This is a genomic window from Escherichia sp. WS3227_2 (assembly GCF_046486495.1).
GTDB classification, from domain to species: Bacteria; Pseudomonadota; Gammaproteobacteria; order Enterobacterales; family Enterobacteriaceae; genus Escherichia; species Escherichia coli.
Map to the genome: position 1 here is coordinate 50,607 of NZ_JBJQLG010000010.1, position 21,335 is coordinate 71,941.

At 50.0% G+C, this 21,335-nt stretch carries 21 protein-coding genes; 12 read left to right on the forward strand and 9 right to left on the reverse strand.

Translation table 11 applies throughout. From position 1 onward, the window contains the following. Positions 1–43: 43 nt before the first annotated feature. Positions 44–634 (reverse strand): GTP cyclohydrolase II, encoded by a 591-nt coding sequence (gene ribA / locus ACJHXB_RS15410; RefSeq protein ID WP_001176295.1) that lies wholly within the window; start codon positions 632–634, stop codon positions 44–46. 169 nt (positions 635–803) lie between these two features. Here ribA and pgpB point away from each other — a divergent pair, with 169 nt between their 5' ends. From pgpB to yciH, 5 genes are all read left to right on the forward strand, one after another. Further along, the gene (gene pgpB, locus ACJHXB_RS15415) at positions 804–1,568 is read left to right on the forward strand and encodes a phosphatidylglycerophosphatase B (RefSeq protein WP_001256550.1); all 765 of its coding nucleotides are present in this window, start codon (positions 804–806) and stop codon (positions 1,566–1,568) included. A gap of 148 nt (positions 1,569–1,716) precedes the next feature. After that, the gene (gene lapA / locus ACJHXB_RS15420; RefSeq protein ID WP_000876284.1) at positions 1,717–2,025 is read left to right on the forward strand and encodes a lipopolysaccharide assembly protein LapA; all 309 of its coding nucleotides are present in this window, start codon (positions 1,717–1,719) and stop codon (positions 2,023–2,025) included. A gap of 6 nt (positions 2,026–2,031) precedes the next feature. After that, entirely contained in the window at positions 2,032–3,201 is a 1,170-nt protein-coding gene (gene lapB / locus ACJHXB_RS15425; protein ID WP_410233510.1) for a lipopolysaccharide assembly protein LapB, read from the forward strand. A 191-nt stretch (positions 3,202–3,392) separates the two neighbouring features. Beyond that, a complete protein-coding gene (gene pyrF / locus ACJHXB_RS15430; RefSeq protein WP_021501139.1) occupies positions 3,393–4,130 on the forward strand; it encodes an orotidine-5'-phosphate decarboxylase in 738 nt (245 codons plus the stop codon). Continuing rightward, a complete protein-coding gene (gene yciH / locus ACJHXB_RS15435) occupies positions 4,130–4,456 on the forward strand; it encodes a stress response translation initiation inhibitor YciH (RefSeq protein WP_001353236.1) in 327 nt (108 codons plus the stop codon). The genes pyrF and yciH overlap by 1 nt, the downstream gene beginning before the upstream one ends. 125 nt (positions 4,457–4,581) lie before the next feature. Here the strand turns inward: yciH and osmB are convergent, their stop codons facing one another. From osmB to yciZ, 3 genes are all read right to left on the reverse strand, one after another. Continuing rightward, positions 4,582–4,800: an osmotically-inducible lipoprotein OsmB gene (osmB, locus tag ACJHXB_RS15440; RefSeq protein WP_000498253.1), complete on the reverse strand. Its 219-nt coding sequence runs from the start codon at positions 4,798–4,800 to the stop codon at positions 4,582–4,584. Positions 4,801–5,068: 268 nt separating this feature from the next. Continuing rightward, entirely contained in the window at positions 5,069–5,818 is a 750-nt protein-coding gene (locus ACJHXB_RS15445) for a DNA-binding transcriptional regulator YciT (RefSeq protein WP_001088604.1), read from the reverse strand. An 89-nt stretch (positions 5,819–5,907) separates the two neighbouring features. Further along, the gene (yciZ, locus tag ACJHXB_RS15450; protein WP_001288368.1) at positions 5,908–6,081 is read right to left on the reverse strand and encodes a protein YciZ; all 174 of its coding nucleotides are present in this window, start codon (positions 6,079–6,081) and stop codon (positions 5,908–5,910) included. A 36-nt stretch (positions 6,082–6,117) separates the two neighbouring features. Here yciZ and ymiD point away from each other — a divergent pair, with 36 nt between their 5' ends. Further along, complete coding sequence (ymiD, locus tag ACJHXB_RS15455; RefSeq protein WP_023148853.1) at positions 6,118–6,246, forward strand: protein YmiD; 129 nt, start codon at positions 6,118–6,120, stop codon at positions 6,244–6,246. On the opposite strand, the gene pdeR is transcribed toward ymiD, so the two are convergent. After that, the gene (pdeR, locus tag ACJHXB_RS15460; protein ID WP_410233511.1) at positions 6,228–8,213 is read right to left on the reverse strand and encodes a cyclic di-GMP phosphodiesterase; all 1,986 of its coding nucleotides are present in this window, start codon (positions 8,211–8,213) and stop codon (positions 6,228–6,230) included. The two genes, ymiD and pdeR, sit on opposite strands and share 19 nt — an antisense overlap. A gap of 53 nt (positions 8,214–8,266) precedes the next feature. On the opposite strand from pdeR, the gene ACJHXB_RS15465 reads away from it, so the two are divergent. Further along, positions 8,267–8,371, forward strand: a complete 105-nt coding sequence (locus tag ACJHXB_RS15465; RefSeq protein ID WP_000221855.1) for a hypothetical protein — start codon at positions 8,267–8,269, stop codon at positions 8,369–8,371. 76 nt (positions 8,372–8,447) lie between these two features. Here ACJHXB_RS15465 and rnb read toward each other — a convergent pair whose 3' ends face one another. The 3 genes from rnb to fabI all read right to left on the reverse strand — a co-directional run bounded on the left by rnb (position 8,448) and on the right by fabI (position 12,509). Continuing rightward, a complete protein-coding gene (gene rnb, locus ACJHXB_RS15470) occupies positions 8,448–10,382 on the reverse strand; it encodes an exoribonuclease II (RefSeq protein WP_000484990.1) in 1,935 nt (644 codons plus the stop codon). A 67-nt stretch (positions 10,383–10,449) separates the two neighbouring features. Beyond that, complete coding sequence (locus ACJHXB_RS15475) at positions 10,450–11,577, reverse strand: carboxymuconolactone decarboxylase family protein (RefSeq protein WP_001469240.1); 1,128 nt, start codon at positions 11,575–11,577, stop codon at positions 10,450–10,452. Between the two features lie 143 nt (positions 11,578–11,720). Next, complete coding sequence (fabI, locus tag ACJHXB_RS15480; RefSeq protein ID WP_000506491.1) at positions 11,721–12,509, reverse strand: enoyl-ACP reductase FabI; 789 nt, start codon at positions 12,507–12,509, stop codon at positions 11,721–11,723. Between the two features lie 477 nt (positions 12,510–12,986). On the opposite strand from fabI, the gene ACJHXB_RS15485 reads away from it, so the two are divergent. The 5 genes from ACJHXB_RS15485 to ACJHXB_RS15505 all read left to right on the forward strand — a co-directional run bounded on the left by ACJHXB_RS15485 (position 12,987) and on the right by ACJHXB_RS15505 (position 20,479). Continuing rightward, positions 12,987–13,553 (forward strand): TetR/AcrR family transcriptional regulator, encoded by a 567-nt coding sequence (locus ACJHXB_RS15485; protein WP_000202113.1) that lies wholly within the window; start codon positions 12,987–12,989, stop codon positions 13,551–13,553. A 148-nt stretch (positions 13,554–13,701) separates the two neighbouring features. Beyond that, a complete protein-coding gene (locus ACJHXB_RS15490) occupies positions 13,702–14,823 on the forward strand; it encodes an efflux RND transporter periplasmic adaptor subunit (RefSeq protein ID WP_000873810.1) in 1,122 nt (373 codons plus the stop codon). Then, on the forward strand, positions 14,823–17,930 hold the full coding sequence (locus ACJHXB_RS15495; RefSeq protein WP_000492822.1) for an efflux RND transporter permease subunit: 3,108 nt from the start codon (positions 14,823–14,825) through the stop codon (positions 17,928–17,930). Before ACJHXB_RS15490 ends, ACJHXB_RS15495 begins: the two co-directional genes overlap by 1 nt. Before the next feature lie 3 nt (positions 17,931–17,933). Beyond that, complete coding sequence (locus ACJHXB_RS15500) at positions 17,934–19,307, forward strand: efflux transporter outer membrane subunit (protein WP_000946215.1); 1,374 nt, start codon at positions 17,934–17,936, stop codon at positions 19,305–19,307. Positions 19,308–19,315: 8 nt separating this feature from the next. Next, positions 19,316–20,479 (forward strand): multidrug effflux MFS transporter, encoded by a 1,164-nt coding sequence (locus ACJHXB_RS15505; RefSeq protein ID WP_000135024.1) that lies wholly within the window; start codon positions 19,316–19,318, stop codon positions 20,477–20,479. Between the two features lie 49 nt (positions 20,480–20,528). Here the strand turns inward: ACJHXB_RS15505 and sapF are convergent, their stop codons facing one another. Next, on the reverse strand, positions 20,529–21,335 hold the full coding sequence (gene sapF, locus ACJHXB_RS15510; protein WP_000573407.1) for a peptide ABC transporter ATP-binding protein SapF: 807 nt from the start codon (positions 21,333–21,335) through the stop codon (positions 20,529–20,531).

Here is a 21,335-nt window from a genome sequence, read left to right on the forward strand (position 1 = left end):
ATTTTGCTTCCGGCAAGCAAATGAATTACACAATGCAAGAGGGTTATTTGTTCAGCAAATGACCCATTTTCTCGGCTTTGGTATCGAGATAATGTTCGTTATTGGGGTTACGACCTACAATCAACGGTACGCGTTCAACAATATTAATCCCTGCTTCGGTCAGAATTTCGACTTTTTTCGGGTTATTGGTTAACAAGCGGACTTCATTGACGCCAAGGAGTTTGAACATATCAGCGCAAAGAGTGAAGTCGCGCTCATCAGCGGCGAAGCCTAACTGGTGGTTAGCCTCTACAGTATCGTAACCTTGATCCTGCAGTGCATAAGCGCGGATTTTATTCAGCAGACCAATGTTACGACCTTCCTGACGGTGATACAGCAAAATACCACGGCCTTCTTCGGCAATTTGCGTCAGTGCCGCTTCGAGCTGGAAGCCACAATCGCAGCGCAAGCTGAACAGGGCGTCACCGGTCAGACATTCGGAATGGACGCGCGCAAGTACCGGGGTATGCCCGGAAATATCGCCATAGACTAGCGCGACATGATCGTGTCCGGTTGCCAGTTCTTCAAATCCCACCATCAGGAAATCGCCCCATGGGGTTGGCAGTTTGGCTTCTGCCACACGTTTAAGCTGCATGAAATTCTCCAGATAATGCTGGTTCTGTATTGGCTTATTTTGCCATAACGAGAAGGGGTTCACCTAATCACGACGCGTCGATCGTTCACGGAATGGCACAAATCTGTCAATTTTTCCTGGAACTGGCATTTTCAGTTATGATTGTGGGACTTATCAAAAAGGAGAGGCCATGCGTTCGATTGCCAGACGTACCGCAGTGGGAGCTGCACTATTGCTTGTTATGCCAGTAGCCGTATGGATTTCTGGCTGGCGTTGGCAACCTGGAGAACAAAGTTGGCTACTAAAAGCGGCTTTTTGGGTTACTGAAACTGTCACCCAGCCCTGGGGCGTCATTACACATTTGATTTTATTCGGTTGGTTTCTCTGGTGTCTGCGTTTTCGCATTAAGGCTGCCATTATGTTATTTGCCATTCTGGCGGCGGCAATTCTTGTGGGACAAGGCGTTAAATCCTGGATCAAAGACAAAGTCCAGGAACCACGACCTTTTGTTATCTGGCTGGAAAAAACACATCATATTCCGGTTGATGAGTTCTACACTTTAAAGCGAGCAGAACGCGGAAATCTAGTGAAAGAACAGTTGGCTGAAGAGAAAAATATCCCACAATATTTGCGTTCACACTGGCAGAAAGAGACGGGGTTTGCCTTTCCTTCCGGTCACACGATGTTTGCTGCCAGTTGGGCGCTGCTGGCCGTTGGTTTGCTGTGGCCGCGTCGGCGAACGTTAACCATTGCTATCTTGTTGGTCTGGGCAACGGGAGTCATGGGAAGCCGCCTGCTGCTCGGGATGCATTGGCCACGCGATCTGGTGGTAGCTACGTTGATTTCGTGGGCGCTGGTGGCGGTGGCAACGTGGCTTGCGCAACGAATTTGTGGGCCATTAACACCACCTGCGGAAGAAAATCGCGAAATTGCACAACGGGAACAAGAAAGTTAACGCTGGTTGATTTTCCGAATTTAGCCCTTAAATCATCAACAATGCGCGTGGATGCCATTTCGCAGACGGCGCGAAAATGGTACTTTAAAGGGCTATTGCGGTAAGTTGACCATAATTTATTCGCTCTAACCACATAACGGGAAGTAATGTGAAATATTTACTCATTTTCTTACTGGTGTTAGCGATCTTCGTGATTTCGGTCACGTTAGGTGCGCAGAACGATCAACAGGTGACGTTTAATTATCTGTTAGCGCAAGGGGAGTACCGTATTTCCACATTGCTGGCGGTATTGTTTGCTGCGGGGTTTGCTATCGGTTGGCTGATTTGCGGTCTGTTCTGGCTGCGAGTTCGTGTTTCCCTGGCGCGCGCTGAACGTAAAATAAAGCGACTGGAAAACCAGCTTTCACCCGCGACTGACGTGGCTGTAGCGCCGCATTCGTCAGCGGCGAAGGAATAACTTTCTATGCTGGAGTTGTTGTTTCTGCTTTTGCCTGTAGCCGCTGCCTATGGCTGGTATATGGGCCGCAGAAGTGCGCAACAAAACAAGCAAGATGAAGCCAACCGCTTGTCGCGTGATTACGTAGCGGGGGTTAATTTTCTGCTTAGTAATCAACAGGATAAAGCGGTAGACCTGTTTCTCGATATGCTTAAAGAGGATACGGGTACTGTTGAAGCCCACCTTACGCTCGGAAACCTGTTCCGTTCGCGTGGCGAAGTTGATCGCGCTATTCGCATCCATCAGACCCTAATGGAAAGCGCCTCGCTGACCTATGAACAGCGTCTGTTGGCGATTCAACAACTGGGGCGTGATTACATGGCCGCCGGGTTATACGACCGCGCGGAAGACATGTTCAATCAACTGACCGATGAAACTGACTTCCGCATTGGCGCGCTGCAACAGTTGCTACAAATCTACCAGGCTACCAGCGAGTGGCAGAAAGCAATTGATGTTGCCGAACGCCTGGTGAAGCTGGGTAAAGATAATCAGCGCGTCGAAATTGCTCATTTCTACTGCGAGTTAGCCCTACAGCATATGGCCAGCGACGATCTCGATCGTGCCATGGCCTTGTTAAAAAAAGGTGCGGCGGCAGATAAAAACAGCGCCCGCGTATCCATCATGATGGGACGCGTATTTATGGCGAAAGGAGAATACGCCAAAGCCGTCGAAAGTCTGCAACGCGTGATATCCCAGGACAGAGAACTGGTCAGCGAAACGCTGGAAATGCTGCAAACCTGCTACCAGCAGTTGGGTAAAACTGCCGAATGGGCAGAGTTCCTGCAGCGCGCGGTGGAAGAGAACACCGGTGCCGATGCTGAACTGATGCTTGCGGATATCATCGAAGCGCGCGATGGTAGTGAGGCCGCACAGGTCTATATTACGCGTCAACTTCAGCGTCATCCGACCATGCGTGTGTTCCATAAGCTAATGAATTACCACTTAAATGAAGCGGAAAAAGGGCGTGCCAAAGAGAGTCTGATGGTGCTGCGTGACATGGTTGGCGAGAAGGTGCGTAGTAAGCCTCGTTATCGCTGCCAGAAATGTGGTTTTACCGCATACACCCTCTACTGGCATTGTCCGTCTTGTCGGGCTTGGTCAACCATTAAACCGATTCGCGGTCTTGATGGCCTGTAATTTTTAAAAAAATCCGACTTTAGTTACAACATACTAATTATTGATGTTCCATCGTGCTCCGGTAACTCGGGCGCAGAAAAGCCTGCCAGGGGAGAAATCGCAACTGTTAATTTTTTATTTCCACGGGTAGAATGCTCGCCGTTTACCTGTTTCGCGCCACTTCCGGTGCCCATCATCAAGAAGGTCTGGTCATGACGTTAACTGCTTCATCTTCTTCCCGCGCTGTTACGAATTCTCCTGTGGTTGTTGCCCTTGATTATCATAATCGTGATGCCGCGCTGGCCTTTGTCGACAAGATCGACCCACGCGATTGTCGTCTGAAAGTCGGCAAAGAGATGTTTACGCTGTTTGGACCTCAATTTGTACGCGAACTTCAACAGCGTGGTTTTGATATCTTCCTCGACCTGAAATTTCACGATATTCCCAACACTGCAGCGCACGCTGTCGCTGCTGCAGCTGACTTAGGCGTGTGGATGGTGAATGTTCATGCCTCCGGAGGGGCGCGTATGATGACCGCAGCGCGTGAGGCACTGGTTCCGTTTGGCAAAGATGCACCGCTTTTGATTGCTGTGACAGTATTGACCAGCATGGAAGCCAGCGACCTGGCCGATCTTGGCATGACACTGTCACCTGCAGATTATGCAGAACGTCTGGCAGCACTGACGCAAAAATGTGGCCTTGATGGTGTGGTGTGTTCTGCTCAGGAAGCAGTGCGCTTTAAACAGGTATTTGGTCAGGAGTTCAAACTGGTTACACCGGGCATTCGTCCGCAGGGGAGTGAAGCTGGTGACCAGCGCCGCATTATGACGCCAGAACAGGCGTTGGCGGCTGGTGTTGATTATATGGTGATTGGTCGCCCGGTAACGCAATCGGTAGATCCAGCGCAAACGCTGAAAGCGATCAACGCCTCTTTACAGCGGAGTGCATGATGAGTGATTCCAACAGCCGTCTGGTCTACTCAACGGAAACCGGACGTATTGATGAGCCAAAAGCGGCCCCTGTACGCCCTAAAGGCGACGGTGTGGTGCGTATTCAGCGTCAGACCAGTGGACGTAAAGGTAAGGGCGTTTGCTTGATTACCGGTGTCGATCTCGATGATGCCGAACTGACAAAACTGGCAGCGGAACTGAAGAAAAAATGCGGCTGCGGTGGGGCAGTTAAAGATGGAATTATTGAAATCCAGGGTGATAAGCGCGATTTATTAAAATCACTGCTTGAAGCGAAAGGGATGAAGGTAAAACTCGCCGGTGGTTAACATAAAAAGCCACGGATATATCCGTGGCTTTAGAATATTTTACTGTGTGTATTATTCACTTATTTCGTACTGAACAGAATCAAGCGTATTATAATTGCGAGTCGATAATCGACATTTATTTACGATTATTTACCGACCTGGTGACCAATAACACCACCGACGGCTGCACCACCTAATGTACCCAGCGTACTGCCATCGGTCAGTACTGCACCGCCTAATGCACCTGCACCCGCGCCAATTGCGGTGTTACGGTCTCGTTTAGACCAGTTAGAACAGGCACTCAGAGACATTGCCAGGGTAATTGCCAGAACAGCCGCGGTCATTTTTTTGCTCGTTACAAACATAATACTCTCTCCTGAATTTATGATTCACGGAAGTACGCTCTCTATAACTATAATAGCTAAGAATAAGCCTGGTGAAATTATTCCGTGAAATCCGCTCGCGCGCAGGGTTATATCACGCAGGTGATAATGACTTCCTGTTATATCGCTGATAATAATTTTATATGTTGAGAGTGTTAATAACAGGTAAATAGTCTTAATTATCAACCAGGAATCATCTTAGAGCGGATGATTTGCAAAACAGCAAATCATCCGTGGAGAAGGGAAATGGTTAAATGTCAACGACGTGAACGGTGAGTTTACTGTGCTCAAGATGCATCAGATCGCTGGCGCGTATTTTCGAATCGGTAATCACGCGATTGAATCGCTCAACGGGGCCGATGGAGTATGAATGTACAGCACCAAATTTCGAGCTGTCAGTCAGGACTATCGCTTCGCACTCTTTTTCCAGCACGGCATTGACCACATCGGTACGCATCATATCGCGACCGGTAAACCCAGTTTCAGGTTGCCAGCCATCAATCCCAATAAATGCTTTGCTGAAATGCACCTGTTGGATGCACTGGCGTGTCAAAGGACCAACCATACTTTCGCTTTTTTTCTGGTACACGCCACCGAGCAAAATGACTTCACAAGGCGCGTCTTTCAGCAAATGCGCGATGTAGCTGCTGACCGTGATGATCGTGACATTTTTCTTCTGCTCGCCCAGAGTCCGGGCGAGCAGGGCATTGCTGCTGCCATTTTCGATAAAGATGGTTTCGCCCGGTTGAACCAGTGACGCGGCAAACTCGGCGAGTTCACGCTTCAGCGTATAGTTGTTCATCATACGGGTTTCGACGTCATCACTATCAAGCGAAACTGCAAAACCATGTGCACGGCGGAGGTAACTCAGTTTTTCGAGGGTGTTGAGATCCTGGCGAATGGTAACTTCAGAAACTCCAGTGGCTTTTGCCAGATCGGTTACGCTAACCTGACCCTGGTCAATGACCATCTGTAGAATAGTTTGTTGTCGGGAATTCATCGCTGTAATTCTTATAACGTTATAATACTAAATAAAAAAATACTGACGCGCCGGGCATCCTCAAATAGGAAAACCTGAAGGCACGATTGTTAAATCTCCCACGGTGCCTTCGGGATGTCTGGCGTAGATTCAGCAACCTGGCGCAAGAGTTCTGCTTTAAGTATCTCGAGATTATGGATCGCAGAGTGGTAATCGCCTGCCACAAGGATATCTAACACAATATCAATACGTTCGGCAACGCGCTGGGCATCAAATTCAGACATCAAGGACATCCTTATAGCAAAAGGGGAAAATGAATAATGCAAAAATTGCCGCTAAAAGAGAAGTGTTTAACAGCAACGGCTAATTATCATCCGGGAATACGATATATAATGACGGAATATAGCGCTAAGTATATATATTCATCTACTTATGCGCGCTTCAGATAGCGTTTATACCAGCGTTCAAAGGCGACGGCGGGCATCGGTTTGGCAAACAAAAATCCTTGCCGCTCATTGATCCCGTTCTTGGTTAAAAAAGCATCTTCCTTTTTACTCTCCACTCCTTCAGCGATCACCTGAAGATTCAATGCCTGGGCCACAGCGACGATCGCCCGGACCAGCGACTGTGAGACAGGTTGTTTGTGAATATCTCGAACAAAAACCTGGTCAAGTTTAATCGCATCGATCGGAAAGCGCGCCAGTTGCGAAAGTGAAGAGTAGCCGGTACCAAAATCGTCCAGATGCACTTGCGCACCTAGTTGGCTAAATTGTTGAATAACAGAAAGTGCCAGTTCATCATTCTCAATCAGGCAGCTCTCCGTCAGTTCAACATCAATAGGGCAGTATTCAAAATTGAGTTCCTGGAGAACCTGTTTCAGGGCGGTGAAAATGGTTTGATCGGCGAGCTGACGTGCAGAAATGTTTACCGCCACTCGCAGGTTAATACCTTTATCCCGCCACTTTGCCACCTGGCGTACGACATCGAGAATCACCCAACGGCCTAAAGGCACAATTAGCCCTGACTCTTCGGCGTAGGAAATGAAGTCCAACGGTGGAATCAACCCACGTTCAGGTGACTGCCAACGTACTAGTGCTTCCAGACTGCGCACTTCGCCACGCCAGGTGATTTTCGGTTGATAGTGAATAACCAACTGATCGTTTTCCAGTGCTTTACGCAAGTTGGTATCCAGCCAGAGATATTCAAATACCCGCTGATTCATTTCTGGAGTAAAAACGCAAAATTGTCCTCGTCCGCCTTCCTTCGCTGTGTACATTGCTGTGTCGGCGTGACGAATAATAGCCGCGCTGTCCGAACCATGTTCGGGAGAGAGTGAAATACCCACTGAACAGCTGGTATAAACTTCAATTAAACCAATGCGGAAGGGGTGTCGTAAGCGAGTCAAAATTCGTGATGCCATTGCTTCCAGCGCGCTTTGTGAGGTATTGGATGCCAGTACCAGAAACTCATCGCCACCTGGACGCGCCAACACCTGATCATGTTCGAGACAGCTTAAAATGGCCAATGACACGTCGCGTAATAGCTGGTCACCAAACAAATGCCCATAAGCGTCGTTGACCTTTTTAAAATTATCCAAATCAAGATACACAACCCCAACTTTATTGTTATCTGCCTGATTAATGGCGTGATCGATTAACTCCTGCATTGCGTTACGATTCGGCAGTCCGGTGATACTGTCGGTATTTGCCAGAATACGCAGTCGCTCCTGAGCGCGGCGCTCTTCGGTAATGTCGGTGCCGGAACAGATTAAAAAAATCTCGTTCTTGCCACTGCCGCTGTGGACAAATTTATTGCGAAACAGAAACAGCCGCTGGCCTTTACGTGTTGGTATCCACAGTTCGACTTCATATGCATTGCCGCTTCGAAAAAATACACGGTTATTACGCCTGGATGCCGCAGCTTCACGACGGCTCATAAACAGTTTAAACACGCTTTGCCCAATTACGTCATGTTCTTTCAACCCTGTGTAATCTTCACATAACCGATTGAAGCGTTGGATATTCCCCCGGCTGTCGAGAATCACTATTGCGGAATGTGCTTCAGAAACTACCTGCTCAGCAAAGGAAAGCCCGTGTGATAAATCACGAGCAACTGCTGGTGTGTCATGCCATGCAGACGCGTTGCCAGCCCATTCCCGTTTATTGATTTTTCGTCCTACCAGATGCACAGAAAGATCGCTTTCATCGACGGTCAGACTCATCATCAGGCTGGAGGTGATGACCGTCATTTCCCTGATGCGAGCAGCCTGTTCGGCAGATAACTGCAACGTACGTTCAGGTTCTGTGGTTTCGGTGGTAGAAAAGCGCAAAACATCGCTGCTTTCCGTTAACCGCCAGTATGGATTGTGCGATCCGAGAAAGTTGTACAACGTTGTGGACTCCCTAACGGTTTTCATGATGCATATCCTCCGGTTAACAGCGGAGTCCGCGGTTAAATAAAAGGAACAACATGACTTACATGAAATTAACGGCGGCTAAACGCATTGTTTTTTTTATATATTTATTTGTAATCCAGTTTTGGAAAAACGCCAGTTTTCAAACGAAAGTCAGTTAAAAATCTGCCGGGATATGACGAAGGTGGAGCGGGGAAATAAACGGCCCATTCATGAGGAATGGGCCGTGAAAGGAGATTACGCGACCGGGCGCGCAATAATGCTGCGGGTTTCCATGCGGACTTCGGCAATGGTGACGTCAATAACGTCAGTCACTTTGTAAGCCGTTTCACCTTTAATTTGTACAGTGCCGTTTTCCTGGCTGCAAACCAGTTCATCGCGCACAGCGTGTAAGAAAGGTGCCGGAATAAAGGCGATAGCGCCGTTATCAACCAAACGCACACGCATGCCGCCACGGCTGATATCGACAATTTCCGCCGCGAAACGGGTGTCGGTCCCGGCTTTGTCTTTCAGGAAGCGTGCGTATAACCAGTCGCCAACATCACGTTCTGCCATTCGGTTGAGACGGCGACGCTCGGCCATTTGGACAGTGATTTCATCCTGCGGACGCGTCGCAGTTTCGCCTTTGATAACCGCTTTCAGCAGACGGTGGTTGATCATGTCGCCATATTTACGGATCGGCGAAGTCCAGGTGGCGTATGACTCCAGACCGAGGCCAAAGTGAGGACCGGGTTCAGTGCTAATTTCAGCAAATGACTGGAAGCGACGAATGCGGCTGTCGAGGAAACCAGTTGGTTGCGCATCCAGTTCACGACGCAGTTTGCAGAAACCGTCCAGCGTGAGCACTTCTTCGGCATCGACATGCAGACCGTGGGTTTTCAGCAACGCTGCCAGCGCGTCGGCATTCGCCGGATCAAAGCCCATATGCACGTTATAGATGCCAAAACCGAGCTTATCGCGCAGTACGCGGGCCGCACAAATGTTAGCGGCAATCATCGCTTCTTCGACGATACGATTGGCAATGCGACGAGGCTCGGCGACGATATCCAGCACTTCACCTTTTTCACCGAGAATAAAGCGGTAATCCGGGCGATCTTTAAATACCAGTGCGTGGTTATGACGCCACTCACCGCGGCGTTGGCAAATTTGCGCTAACAAACGGACTTGTTCGGCAATTGCTTCACTTTCAGGCTGCCAGTCACCGGTATTTTCCAGCCAGTCAGAGACCTGGTCATACACCAGCTTCGCTTTGGATTCGATGGTGGCGGCAAAGAATTCGATATTATCTTCAATGGTGCCATCAGCGGAGAGCGTCATGCGGCATGCCAGTACCGGGCGGACTTCATTGGCGCGCAGTGAGCAGAGATCGTCCGAAAGCTCACGAGGCAGCATAGGGATGTTGAAGCCAGGCAGATAGTTGGTGAATGCGCGAATTTTCGCGGCTTTGTCCAGCTTGCTGCCTTCAGCAATCCACGCGGTTGGATCGGCAATCGCCACAATCAGCTGAAGTTTGTCATCCGGCAACGCCTTAGCGAAAAGGGCGTCATCCATATCTTCTGTGCTGGCACTGTCGATGGTGACAAAATCCAGCGCGGTCAGATCTTCACGAACCAGACCTTCATCGAGCATTTCGGTAGCGACGCCGTCTGGTGCTTCTTTTTCCAGATTATGGCGCGCAAGAGTAACCCACCACGGTACAAAGTGGTCGTCACCAAAAGTGATGTATTGTGTCAGTTCAGCATAGAAAGAACGATCGCCTTTCAGCGGATGACGGCGCATTTCGGCAACCGCCCAGTCGCCTTCTTTAAACTCGTGGTTCAGGCCACGGGCTGCGCGGCAAGGAATGGCGTCTTTTAAGAGTGGATGATCAGGAACGATGGCCAGACGGTCATTTTTGCCCTGAACTTTACCCACGAAACGAGTCAGGAACGGTTCAACCAGTTCTTCTGGCTCTGCGGATTCACGTTCTTTTTCACTGTGGATCACCGCGATAATTCGGTCGCCATGCATGACTTTTTTCATCTGCGGCGGCGGAATGAAATAACTTTTTTGCGCGTCGACTTCCAGGAAGCCAAAGCCTTTTTCTGTGGCTTTTACCACCCCTTCAGCGCGTGGCGTCTGGGAATGCAGTTGCTGTTTAAGCTGCGCTAGCAGCGGGTTGTCCTGAAACATAATTGTCTATTTTGGTGGCCATTAGAGCGGCTGACAGTTTTACGCGAATCTGTCTGACGCGGCAAGGTTAATATGTCTCACCCAACGCGATTTTTAAGCGATTTATCCAGCCACACAGCCCGCTCCATACCAGCAGATTAATAATCTGCGTTGATGATTTTTCGTGTTCGAGTAATGGGCTGAACTGGGCGGCGCTAAAGCGATCGGGTGCTCGGGTCAGCCATTGTATCGCCTGAACGGTAGCGCGCTCAACAGAATGACGGTCAGCCCATTGGTTAATTTCATTTTCGCCCTTGCGCAGAAGGGGGCTGATTTTTTTATATTCATTCGATGAATTCATACAGGCGGCAAAACAAGCAGGACTGCCATTAATACGCGCGCATAACAACGCCGCAAGCAGGTTACCCGGCTGTGTTTTAACCCGAGTGCTGTTTAACAACATTTCGAGAAGGGAAAGTGAAATAGGGTGGAGAGAGAGTGTTTCGGTCAGTTGGCAAAGTTCTGCAGTCGAACTTTTTGTGTACTCTTCAGGAAGTTTTTCCACCTCATAGCTGCTTCGCCAGCGTATTGATTCATCAGCAAACAGTGACGCGTCGGCGTAGTTTTGTATCTCCAGACCTGGTAACCAGCGTACCGGATGCCCGAGATAAGCCTGAAATGTCGCAATTGTCCGCGCCTGAAAGCCAATAAAACCAATGATTTGGTTAATGATTACACAGTCCCAGGCAGTAAGACCGACGTCATTCAGATGTTGGCGCGATCGGTTGTCGATAATAGAAGGCGAGCTGGCCAGTTGGCGGGCATATTGCGTGATTTGTGCCAACCGATGATTACTTTCCCTGGAGGAATCAGGCCCGGGGAGCGGCGTAAGTCGCGCCGAATAGTAGTTACATAACCGCTGGACGCCGCAAACCTGAGCAACCGTCAGGGCCGTCGACAAGCGTTCATAAGCGTTGAAGGTCTGTGAACGGGTCACGGTAAGCTGGTCAGGGAATAACTCCGCTGCAAGAACACGCGCAGGGTCCAGCCATGAAAGGAAGGGGGCCAGCGTTTTTTCATCAAGGATCACGTCGAGCAGAAAGGGATCGCTAACCTTTGCGGCTTCCGGGACCAGAGGCAGAACGTCATTCTCCGCAGTACTGGATTGCGTTTCATGATACCAGTGGCTTTTGCCGGTGATGTGGCGTTGTTCCATGGGCGCTCCTTGGTCGTAAAGGAAATCGTTATCCTGACGCAAGGCGGGAAGGGGAGAAAGACGGATCGGCGATAACAAATATCAGAAAGGTATAACAGAGATAACGGGCGGCAGAACGCCGCCCATCTTTACCAACAGAACGATTATTTCAGTTCGAGTTCGTTCATTGCAGCAATGCTGAAACCGCCGTCAACGTGGACCACTTCACCGGAGATACCGGCAGAGAGATCGGAGCACAGGAATGCCGCAGAGTTACCCACATCTTCAATAGTAACGGTACGGCGAATCGGGGTAACGGCTTCGCAATGAGCCAGCATTTTGCGGAAGTCTTTGATACCGGAAGCCGCCAGAGTACGGATCGGACCAGCAGAGATGGCGTTAACACGCACACCTTCCGGACCCATCGCGTTCGCCATATAGCGCACGTTTGCTTCCAGAGACGCTTTTGCCAGACCCATAACGTTGTAGTTCGGGATAGCGCGCTCAGCGCCAAGGTAGGAAAGGGTCAGCAGGGCAGAACCCGGATTCAGCATGGAGCGGCAAGCTTTTGCCATTGCAACGAAGCTGTAGGAGCTGATGTCGTGGGCAATTTTGAAGCCTTCACGGGTAACGGCATTAACATAGTCACCATCCAGCTGATCGCCAGGTGCAAAACCAATAGAGTGTACGAAACCGTCAAATTTCGGCCAAACTTTCGCCAGTTCAGCGAACATGGTGTCGATGCTGGTATCTTCTGCAACATCGCACTGCAGAACGATGTCAGAACCCAATTGAGCGGCAAATTCTTCTACGCGGCCTTTCAGTTTGTCGTTCTGGTAGGTGAATGCCAGTTCAGCTCCTTCGCGGTGCATCGCCTGAGCGATACCGTAGGCGATGGACAGTTTGCTGGCAACACCGGTTACCAGAATGCGCTTACCGGAAAGAAAACCCATAGCTTTAATCCTTATTGTTGATGCTTGTTGTGCCTGAAAATCAGGCGATTCGTTGTTTAAATAAACAGTACGAACAGATAAACGGTTATTATAATCAACCTGGCTGTGGGTGGCTATAGTTGCGCTTTCTGTTCCGGAGAGAAGCTGCGGTACAGAGCATTTTGCGTTATCTACTCTTGACGCCTGCAAGGGGGAGGTTGGGGGAATATCTTATAGAATCTGACTATGAAACTATTCGTATTAGCTCCGATAAGTTTGATGATGAAAACAGAACTGGCAACAACAAGTAGCATCCTTTCTGATGAATTGACCCCAACTTAATATTGTCAACTATCTTCACAGAATCTCCACAATCTCTTCATTATCAGAATATGCACCATGAATAAGATAAAAATACTTTCCATTACTTTGGAGAAACGTATAATCAGCAAAAATGAGAACGATCATTCTCACCAAGTGATAGGCCAGGAGACAGAAATGACCAGCAAGCTGGAGATACGCCACAAACAACGTCAGGATGAAATCATTAACGCCGCCCGTCGGTGTTTTCGTCGCTGCGGATTTCATGCCGCCAGTATGTCGCAAATTGCCAGCGAAGCTCAGCTTAGCGTGGGTCAGATATATCGTTACTTCGCCAACAAAGACGCCATTATTGAAGAGATGGTTCGCCGTATCATCGACTTTCGTATTGCCCAAATGGACATTGACGCGCGTACCGATCACTTCCCGGAAGTCCTTGCCTTGCGTAAATCCTTAAATGAGGACGACGACGCGCTGATGCTGGAAGTGGCTGCAGAAGCCACACGCAATCCGCGGGTTATGGCAATGCTTGAAGAAGCTGACGCCAGAATGTTCGCTAACGGTTGTGCACATATGAAAAGAATGCATCCCCATCTTAGCGACGAGCACATTCGTTGCTGCGTTGAAGTGTTTGCTACCATGATGGAAGGTACGGTTTATCGTCGTTTAACACCGCAAAAAAGCGATCCACAACATCTGCAGGAAATATATCAGGATATTGTTAGTATGTTGATAAATAAATAAGAACAGAATTAACCAATAGCGGGGGATATTAATCCCCCATATTTCATTGCGAAATTCATTTCGCGATGCGGGTCCGTTATAACTGAATATCCCTGACATATCCTCATTAATTTTAATGAGGAGGGTATTTCTCACCCTGGAGAAAATAATGAAGTATATAGCAACATCTGTAGTGGCAATGCTGCTCTTATCGGGTTGTGATAATACGCAAAGTAACAATTCATCCCCGTCAGAAACAGAAGTCGGCGTTGTTACAGTCAAATCTCAACCGGTCTCGGTAGTCAGTGAATTAACCGGACGCACCAGTGCTGCGCTCAGTGCCGAAGTACGTCCGCAGGTTGGGGGAATTATCCAGAAACGCTTATTTAAGGAAGGTGATCTGGTCAAGGCTGGACAGCCGCTCTACCAGATTGATGCGGCCAGTTATCAGGCTGCATGGAATGAAGCTCGGGCAGCATTACAACAAGCACAGGCACTGGTAAAAGCCGATTGCCAGAAAGCGCAGCGTTATGCCCGACTGGTGAAAGAGAACGGTGTTTCACAACAGGATGCTGATGATGCTCAGTCTACCTGTGCACAAGATAAAGCCAGTGTAGAGGCGAAAAAAGCCGCACTGGAAACTGCGCGCATTAATCTTGACTGGACCACGGTAACCGCACCGATTTCAGGGCGCATTGGCATTTCGTCGGTAACCCCTGGCGCACTGGTGACCGCGTCGCAAGATACAGCGTTAACGACTATTCGTGGTCTGGATACAATGTATGTCGACCTCACTCGCTCCAGTGTCGATTTATTACGTCTGCGTAAACAGTCACTGGCGACCAACAGTGACACCATGAGCGTCTCACTTATTCTGGAAGATGGCACAACCTACAGCGAAAAAGGGCGTCTGGAACTCACCGAAGTCGCTGTAGATGAGTCTACCGGTTCGGTGACATTACGGGCGATTTTCCCCAATCCACAACAGCAGTTATTACCGGGAATGTTTGTTCGCGCTCGTGTCGATGAAGGCGTGATGGAAGACGCTATTCTCGCGCCGCAACAGGGCGTCACGCGCGATGCTAAAGGCAATGCAACTGCGCTGGTGGTGAATAAAGACAATAAAGTAGAGCAGCGAACGCTCGAAACGGGAGAAACGTATGGTGATAAATGGCTGGTGCTGAACGGCCTGCACAACGGCGACCGACTGATTGTTGAAGGTTCTGCCAAAGTCACTTCAGGGCAGACCGTCAAGGCTGTTGAAGTTCAGGCTAATGGAGGCAACGCCTGATGTTTTCGCGCTTTTTTGTTCGCCGCCCGGTCTTTGCCTGGGTTATCGCCATTTTGATTATGTTGGCGGGGATTCTGGCTATTCGCACATTGCCCGTCGCGCAATATCCTGACGTTGCGCCACCGACCATTAAAATTTCAGCCACTTATACTGGTGCTTCTGCCGAAACGCTGGAGAACAGCGTGACTCAGGTTATCGAGCAACAACTCACTGGGCTTGATAATTTACTCTATTTCAGCTCAACCAGTAGCTCTGATGGTTCGGTCAGTATTAATGTGACCTTTGAACAAGGTACCGATCCAGATACTGCACAGGTTCAGGTGCAGAATAAAATTCAGCAGGCGGAGTCGCGCCTACCCAGCGAAGTGCAGCAAACGGGTGTTACGGTGGAGAAATCACAAAGCAACTTTTTGCTGATTGCTGCCGTGTATGACACCACTGACAAAGCCACCAGTTCGGATATCGCCGACTGGTTGGTTAGTAACGTTCAGGACCCGCTGGCGCGTGTTGAAGGTGTGGGGAGTCTGCAAGTCTTTGGCGCGGAATACGCTATGCGCATCTGGCTTGACCCGGCCAAACTGGCGTCTTACTCGCTAATGCCTTCAGACGTGCAAAGTGCTATTGAAGCGCAAAACGTGCAGGTTACTGCCGGGAAAATAGGGGCATTGCCTTCACCGAATACTCAGCAACTGACCGCAACGGTACGTGCGCAGTCTCGCTTGCAGACGGTGGATCAGTTCAAAAATATTATCGTGAAAAGCCAGTCAGACGGCGCAGTTGTTCGTATAAAAGATGTGGCTCGCGTTGAGATGGGCAGTGAAGATTATACCGCTATCGGCAAACTTAACGGTCACCCGTCTGCCGGGGTTGCTGTAATGCTTTCGCCCGGTGCGAATGCGCTGAATACGGCGACGCTGGTCAAGGATAAGATTGCCGAATTCCAGCGGAACATGCCGCAGGGATACGACATCGCATACCCGAAAGACAGCACTGAATTTATTAAAATCTCTGTAGAGGACGTAATTCAGACGCTGTTTGAAGCCATCGTATTGGTGGTTTGCGTGATGTATTTATTCCTGCAAAACCTGCGTGCCACACTGATTCCGGCGTTAGCTGTCCCCGTCGTTTTGCTGGGCACATTCGGCGTTCTTGCGTTGTTTGGCTATTCGATTAATACCCTGACGTTGTTTGCAATGGTCCTGGCGATCGGCTTGCTGGTGGACGATGCCATTGTGGTGGTGGAGAACGTCGAACGCATTATGCGTGACGAAGGGGTGCCCGCGCGTGAAGCCACGGAAAAATCAATGGGCGAGATTTCTGGCGCACTGGTTGCCATTGCGCTGGTGTTATCAGCCGTATTCCTGCCTATGGCCTTCTTTGGGGGATCTACGGGGGTAATTTATCGTCAGTTTTCGATAACCATTATCTCCGCAATGCTGCTTTCCGTGGTAGTGGCATTGACCTTGACTCCCGCCCTGTGCGGTTCCGTCCTCCAGCATGTTCCGCCACATAAAAAAGGCTTTTTCGGCGCATTTAACCGCTTTTACCGCCGTACTGAAGATAAATATCAGCGAGGCGTAATTTATGTCCTGCGCCGTGCTGCTCGAACGATGGGGCTTTATGTCGTACTGGGTGGTGGAATGGCCCTGATGATGTGGAAACTGCCGGGCAGTTTCTTACCCACTGAAGACCAGGGCGAAATCATGGTGCAGTACACGCTGCCGGCCGGGGCGACCGCTGCCCGTACAGCAGAAGTGAATCGCCAGATTGTTGACTGGTTCCTGATTAATGAGAAAGCAAATACCGATGTTATTTTTACCGTTGATGGTTTCAGTTTTAGCGGCAGCGGACAGAACACCGGGATGGCGTTTGTTTCGTTGAAAAACTGGTCTCAACGTAAAGGGGCAGAAAACACCGCCCAGGCTATCGCCCTACGGGCAACCAAAGAGCTGGGCACAATTCGTGATGCCACGGTATTTGCGATGACGCCGCCAGCCGTTGATGGGCTGGGGCAAAGCAATGGTTTTACGTTTGAATTGTTAGCTAACGGTGGAACCGATCGTGAAACACTGCTGCAAATGCGTAATCAGTTGATAGAAAAAGCGAATCAAAGTCCGGAGTTACATTCTGTACGCGCCAATGATTTGCCACAAATGCCGCAATTGCAGGTAGATATTGATAGCAATAAAGCGGTGTCATTAGGGTTGAGTTTGAATGATGTCACCGACACCCTGTCCAGTGCGTGGGGCGGTACTTATGTGAATGACTTTATTGACCGTGGTCGTGTGAAAAAAGTCTACATTCAGGGCGACAGCGAATTTCGTTCCGCGCCGTCAGACTTAGGTAAATGGTTTGTGCGCGGCAGCGATAACGCCATGACACCATTCTCTGCTTTTGCGACCACCCGCTGGCTGTATGGACCGGAAAGACTGGTGCGCTACAACGGCTCGGCAGCCTATGAAATTCAGGGGGAAAATGCGACTGGCTTTAGTTCCGGCGATGCAATGACAAAAATGGAGGAACTGGCAAACAGTCTTCCTGCGGGAACAACCTGGGCCTGGAGTGGTTTGTCATTGCAGGAGAAACTGGCCAGCGGTCAGGCATTGAGTCTGTATGCAGTTTCTATTCTGGTGGTTTTCCTCTGCCTTGCAGCACTGTACGAAAGCTGGTCAGTCCCGTTCTCGGTCATTCTGGTGATCCCTCTGGGGCTTCTTGGCGCGGCGCTGGCGGCCTGGATGCGTGATTTAAACAACGATGTTTACTTCCAGGTGGCGCTATTAACCACTATCGGCTTGTCGTCGAAAAACGCCATTCTGATTGTGGAATTTGCTGAAGCGGCGGTTGCAGAGGGCTATTCCTTGAGTCGTGCGGCATTACGCGCGGCGCAGACTCGTTTACGCCCAATCATCATGACCTCGCTGGCGTTTATTGCGGGGGTAATGCCGCTGGCGATAGCAACCGGCGCAGGGGCGAACAGCCGCATCGCCATTGGTACGGGCATTATTGGCGGCACGCTGACCGCTACATTACTGGCCATTTTCTTCGTTCCTCTGTTTTTTATACTGGTGAAACGTTTGTTTGCCGGTAAACCGCGCCGTCAGGAGTAAGTTATGTTGCGTCGTTCTCTTATTTTTCTGGTGTTGTTGAGTGCGGGATGTGTCTCGCTCGATCCTCACTACAGTACGCCTGAATCCCCAATCCCGGCGACCTTGCCGGGAGCACAGGGCCAGGGAAAGGCAATCAGCCATGACTGGCAGCAGGTGATCCACGATCCCCGATTGCAGCAGGTGGTGACTATTGCACTGAACAGTAACCGCGATGTGCAAAAAGCGATTGCTGATATTGACTCAGCACGGGCGCTCTATGGGCAAACTAATGCGTCGTTATTCCCGACGGTGAATGCGGCCTTAAGTTCGACCCGCAGTCGTTCGCTGGCGAATGGTACGGAAACCACTGCCGAGGCTGACGGCACGGTGTCCAGTTTTACGTTAGATCTGTTTGGTCGTAATCAGAGTTTATCTCGGGCGGCGCGAGAAACCTGGCTTGCCAGTGAATTTACAGCCCAGAACACCCGTTTAACGCTGATTGCTGAAATCAGCACCGCTTGGCTGACACTGGCGGCCGATAACAGCAACCTGGCCCTGGCAAAAGAAACGATGGCCAGTGCAGAAAACTCATTGAAAATTATCCAGCGCCAGCAACAGGTTGGCACTGCGGCAGCGACAGATGTCAGTGAGGCGATGAGTGTTTATCAGCAAGCACGCGCCAGCGTTGCCAGCTATCAGACACAAGTGATGCAGGATAAAAATGCGCTGAACTTACTGGCAGGTACAACGCTTGAGGAAAATTTGCTACCGGGAACACTGGAAAGCCTGCCGGAACAGATGATAAGTCTGGTTCCTGCGGGAGTGTCATCTGACGTTCTGCTGCGTCGTCCGGATATCCAGGAAGCGGAACATAATTTGAAGAGCGCCAATGCCGATATTGGCGCGGCGCGGGCTAACTTTTTTCCGACGATTTCGCTGACTGCCAGCGCTGGTGTTGGCAGTGACGCATTGTCGTCGTTGTTCAGCCACGGAATGCAGATCTGGTCATTTACGCCATCGGTCACATTACCGCTGTTCACTGGCGGAAGTAATCTGGCGCAGCTTCGTTACGCAGAAGCACAAAAGCGTGGACTCAGTGCCACCTATGAAAAAACCGTTCAGAGCGCATTTAAAGATGTCGCTAACGCACTGGCGCGGCGGACCACGCTTGAAGAGCAACTGGATGCACAGCGCCAGTCTGTTAAAGCTGAGCAACAAACGGTCGATGTTGGCTTGCGTCGCTATCAGGCGGGTGTTGGTGATTACCTGACCGTGTTGACGGCGCAGCGCAGCTTGTGGAGCGCACAGCAGGCGCTGCTGGCACTGCAACTGACTGATTTTACAAACCGAATCACGCTCTGGCAGTCGCTGGGCGGCGGCATGTCATCACTCAAGTAAGGAATAATATGGCTAGAGTCTCTCTTTCATGGGCATTGATTCTTGGTCTTTTAGCCGGTATCGGCCCGATGTGTACCGATCTTTATTTGCCGGCTTTGCCGGAGATGTCTGAGCAACTGGCGGCAACCACGACCATAACGCAATTAACCCTGACCGCATCGCTGATCGGTCTTGGCGTCGGACAACTGTTATTTGGCCCTCTGAGCGACAAATTAGGGCGTAAACGTCCGTTAATCTTGTCGTTGCTATTGTTTATTGTTTCTTCCATTTTGTGCGCGACAACGAACAATATTTACTGGCTGGTGGTCTGGCGTTTTATTCAAGGGATCGCGGGGGCGGGTGGTTCGGTGCTCTCTCGTTCTATTGCTCGTGACAAATATCAGGGAGTAACGTTGACCCAGTTTTTTGCGCTGTTAATGACGGTGAATGGCCTGGCACCGGTGTTGTCGCCAGTGCTGGGCGGGTACATTGTCAGCACTTTTGACTGGCGCACTTTATTCTGGGTAATGGCTGAAATTAGCACCGTACTGTTGCTGGGCTGCCTGTTATTTATTAATGAGACCTTGCCAGAAAATAAAAGGGGCTCATCATTGCTATTAACCGGACGAAGCGTGGTGCAGAACCGCCGTTTTATGCGCTTTTGCCTGATTCAAAGTTTTATGCTGGCCGGTTTGTTTGCATATATCGGCTCTTCGTCGTTCGTGTTGCAGAAGGAATTTGGCTTTAGTCCAATGCAATTTAGCCTGGTGTTTGGCCTTAACGGCATCGGACTTATCATTGCTTCATGGATCTTCTCGCGCCTGGCGCGACGGATTAACGCGATGACATTGTTGCGAGGTGGCCTGATAGCGGCAATTTTGTGTGCAATGCTCACGGTCTTATGCGCATGGATACAATTGCCCATTCCGGCACTGGTGGCATTATTTTTCACCATCGCATTTTGTAGCGGCATCGGCACTGTTGGCGGGGCAGAGGCTATGAGTGCAGTAGGGACGCAGGAATCTGGAACGGCGTCTGCGTTGATGGGGATGAGCATGTTTGTCTTCGGCGGTATAGCCGCGCCATTGTCGGGAATTGGCGGAGAAACACTGTTAAAAATGAGTCTGGCAATTACGGTGTGTTATACGCTGGCATTGCTGGTTGCTCTCACCAGAATCGACAATCAAAAGTAATGAACACCTCATCCTGAGGGGGGCCCCTGTCAGGATGAGGCGCAAAACACTAACGGTCCTTACGCCACGCATCTGCCGTCAATGCCTCGCCAAAATGACCGGCGATCAGCCGTTTGGTGAGTTCATGCAGCGGCGATGCCAGCACATCGGCGGTGCTGCCTCGCTCGACAACCTCGCCCTGATGCATCACCAGCACCTGGTCGCTAATGTGCTTCATCATTCCGATATGCTGGGTAACATAAATATACGAAATGCCCTGTTTTTCCTGTAACTCAAGCATCAGATTAATCAACTGCGAACGCATCGACATATCCAGTGAGGCGAGGGCTTCATCGGCAATAATGACTTTTGGGCGCAATATCAGCGCGCGCGCCAGCCCCAGACGCTGTTTTTGCCCGGGTGCCAACATATGCGGATAGTAACTGACGTGATCCGGTAGCAGCCCAACCATACGCATCGTTTCAATAATCTGTTTGCGACGCTGTTCAGGTTCCAGATCGGTGTTCAGACGCAGTGGAAAATCCAGAATTTGCGAGATACGTTGACGGGGATTCAACGAGGTCGAAGGATCCTGAAAAATCATGCGAATACGCTGACTGCGGAAGGAATAATCGCCAAAATGCAGCGGATGATCATCAATCAATAACTCGCCGCTGGTAGGTTCTATCATTCCCGCCAGCATTTTTGCCAGCGTGGATTTACCAGAACCATTCTCGCCAATGATCGCCAGTGTCTGGCCTTCACGTAGCGTAAAGCTCAAGGGTTTTACCGCTTCTACGGTCTGACGACGAAACCAGCCGGTCCGGTAGCGGAACGTTTTACTTAAATTACGCACTTCAAGCAACGTTTCGATCAT

Coding starts and splice junctions, on each gene's coding strand:
- fabI (WP_000506491.1), bottom strand. CDS start 12,509: ATGGGTTTTCTTTCCGGTAAGCGCATTCTGGTAACCGGTGTTGCCAGC.
- ACJHXB_RS15475 (WP_001469240.1), bottom strand. CDS start 11,577: ATGGAACAACGCCACATCACCGGCAAAAGCCACTGGTATCATGAAACG.
- sapF (WP_000573407.1), bottom strand. CDS start 21,335: ATGATCGAAACGTTGCTTGAAGTGCGTAATTTAAGTAAAACGTTCCGC.
- ribA (WP_001176295.1), bottom strand. CDS start 634: ATGCAGCTTAAACGTGTGGCAGAAGCCAAACTGCCAACCCCATGGGGC.
- pyrF (WP_021501139.1), top strand. CDS start 3,393: ATGACGTTAACTGCTTCATCTTCTTCCCGCGCTGTTACGAATTCTCCT.
- yciH (WP_001353236.1), top strand. CDS start 4,130: ATGAGTGATTCCAACAGCCGTCTGGTCTACTCAACGGAAACCGGACGT.
- pdeR (WP_410233511.1), bottom strand. CDS start 8,213: ATGAAAACCGTTAGGGAGTCCACAACGTTGTACAACTTTCTCGGATCG.
- lapB (WP_410233510.1), top strand. CDS start 2,032: ATGCTGGAGTTGTTGTTTCTGCTTTTGCCTGTAGCCGCTGCCTATGGC.
- ACJHXB_RS15505 (WP_000135024.1), top strand. CDS start 19,316: ATGGCTAGAGTCTCTCTTTCATGGGCATTGATTCTTGGTCTTTTAGCC.
- ACJHXB_RS15500 (WP_000946215.1), top strand. CDS start 17,934: ATGTTGCGTCGTTCTCTTATTTTTCTGGTGTTGTTGAGTGCGGGATGT.
- ACJHXB_RS15495 (WP_000492822.1), top strand. CDS start 14,823: ATGTTTTCGCGCTTTTTTGTTCGCCGCCCGGTCTTTGCCTGGGTTATC.
- ymiD (WP_023148853.1), top strand. CDS start 6,118: ATGCAAAAATTGCCGCTAAAAGAGAAGTGTTTAACAGCAACGGCTAAT.
- ACJHXB_RS15445 (WP_001088604.1), bottom strand. CDS start 5,818: ATGAATTCCCGACAACAAACTATTCTACAGATGGTCATTGACCAGGGT.
- rnb (WP_000484990.1), bottom strand. CDS start 10,382: ATGTTTCAGGACAACCCGCTGCTAGCGCAGCTTAAACAGCAACTGCAT.
- pgpB (WP_001256550.1), top strand. CDS start 804: ATGCGTTCGATTGCCAGACGTACCGCAGTGGGAGCTGCACTATTGCTT.
- ACJHXB_RS15465 (WP_000221855.1), top strand. CDS start 8,267: ATGACTTACATGAAATTAACGGCGGCTAAACGCATTGTTTTTTTTATA.
- ACJHXB_RS15490 (WP_000873810.1), top strand. CDS start 13,702: ATGAAGTATATAGCAACATCTGTAGTGGCAATGCTGCTCTTATCGGGT.
- yciZ (WP_001288368.1), bottom strand. CDS start 6,081: ATGTCTGAATTTGATGCCCAGCGCGTTGCCGAACGTATTGATATTGTG.
- ACJHXB_RS15485 (WP_000202113.1), top strand. CDS start 12,987: ATGACCAGCAAGCTGGAGATACGCCACAAACAACGTCAGGATGAAATC.
- osmB (WP_000498253.1), bottom strand. CDS start 4,800: ATGTTTGTAACGAGCAAAAAAATGACCGCGGCTGTTCTGGCAATTACC.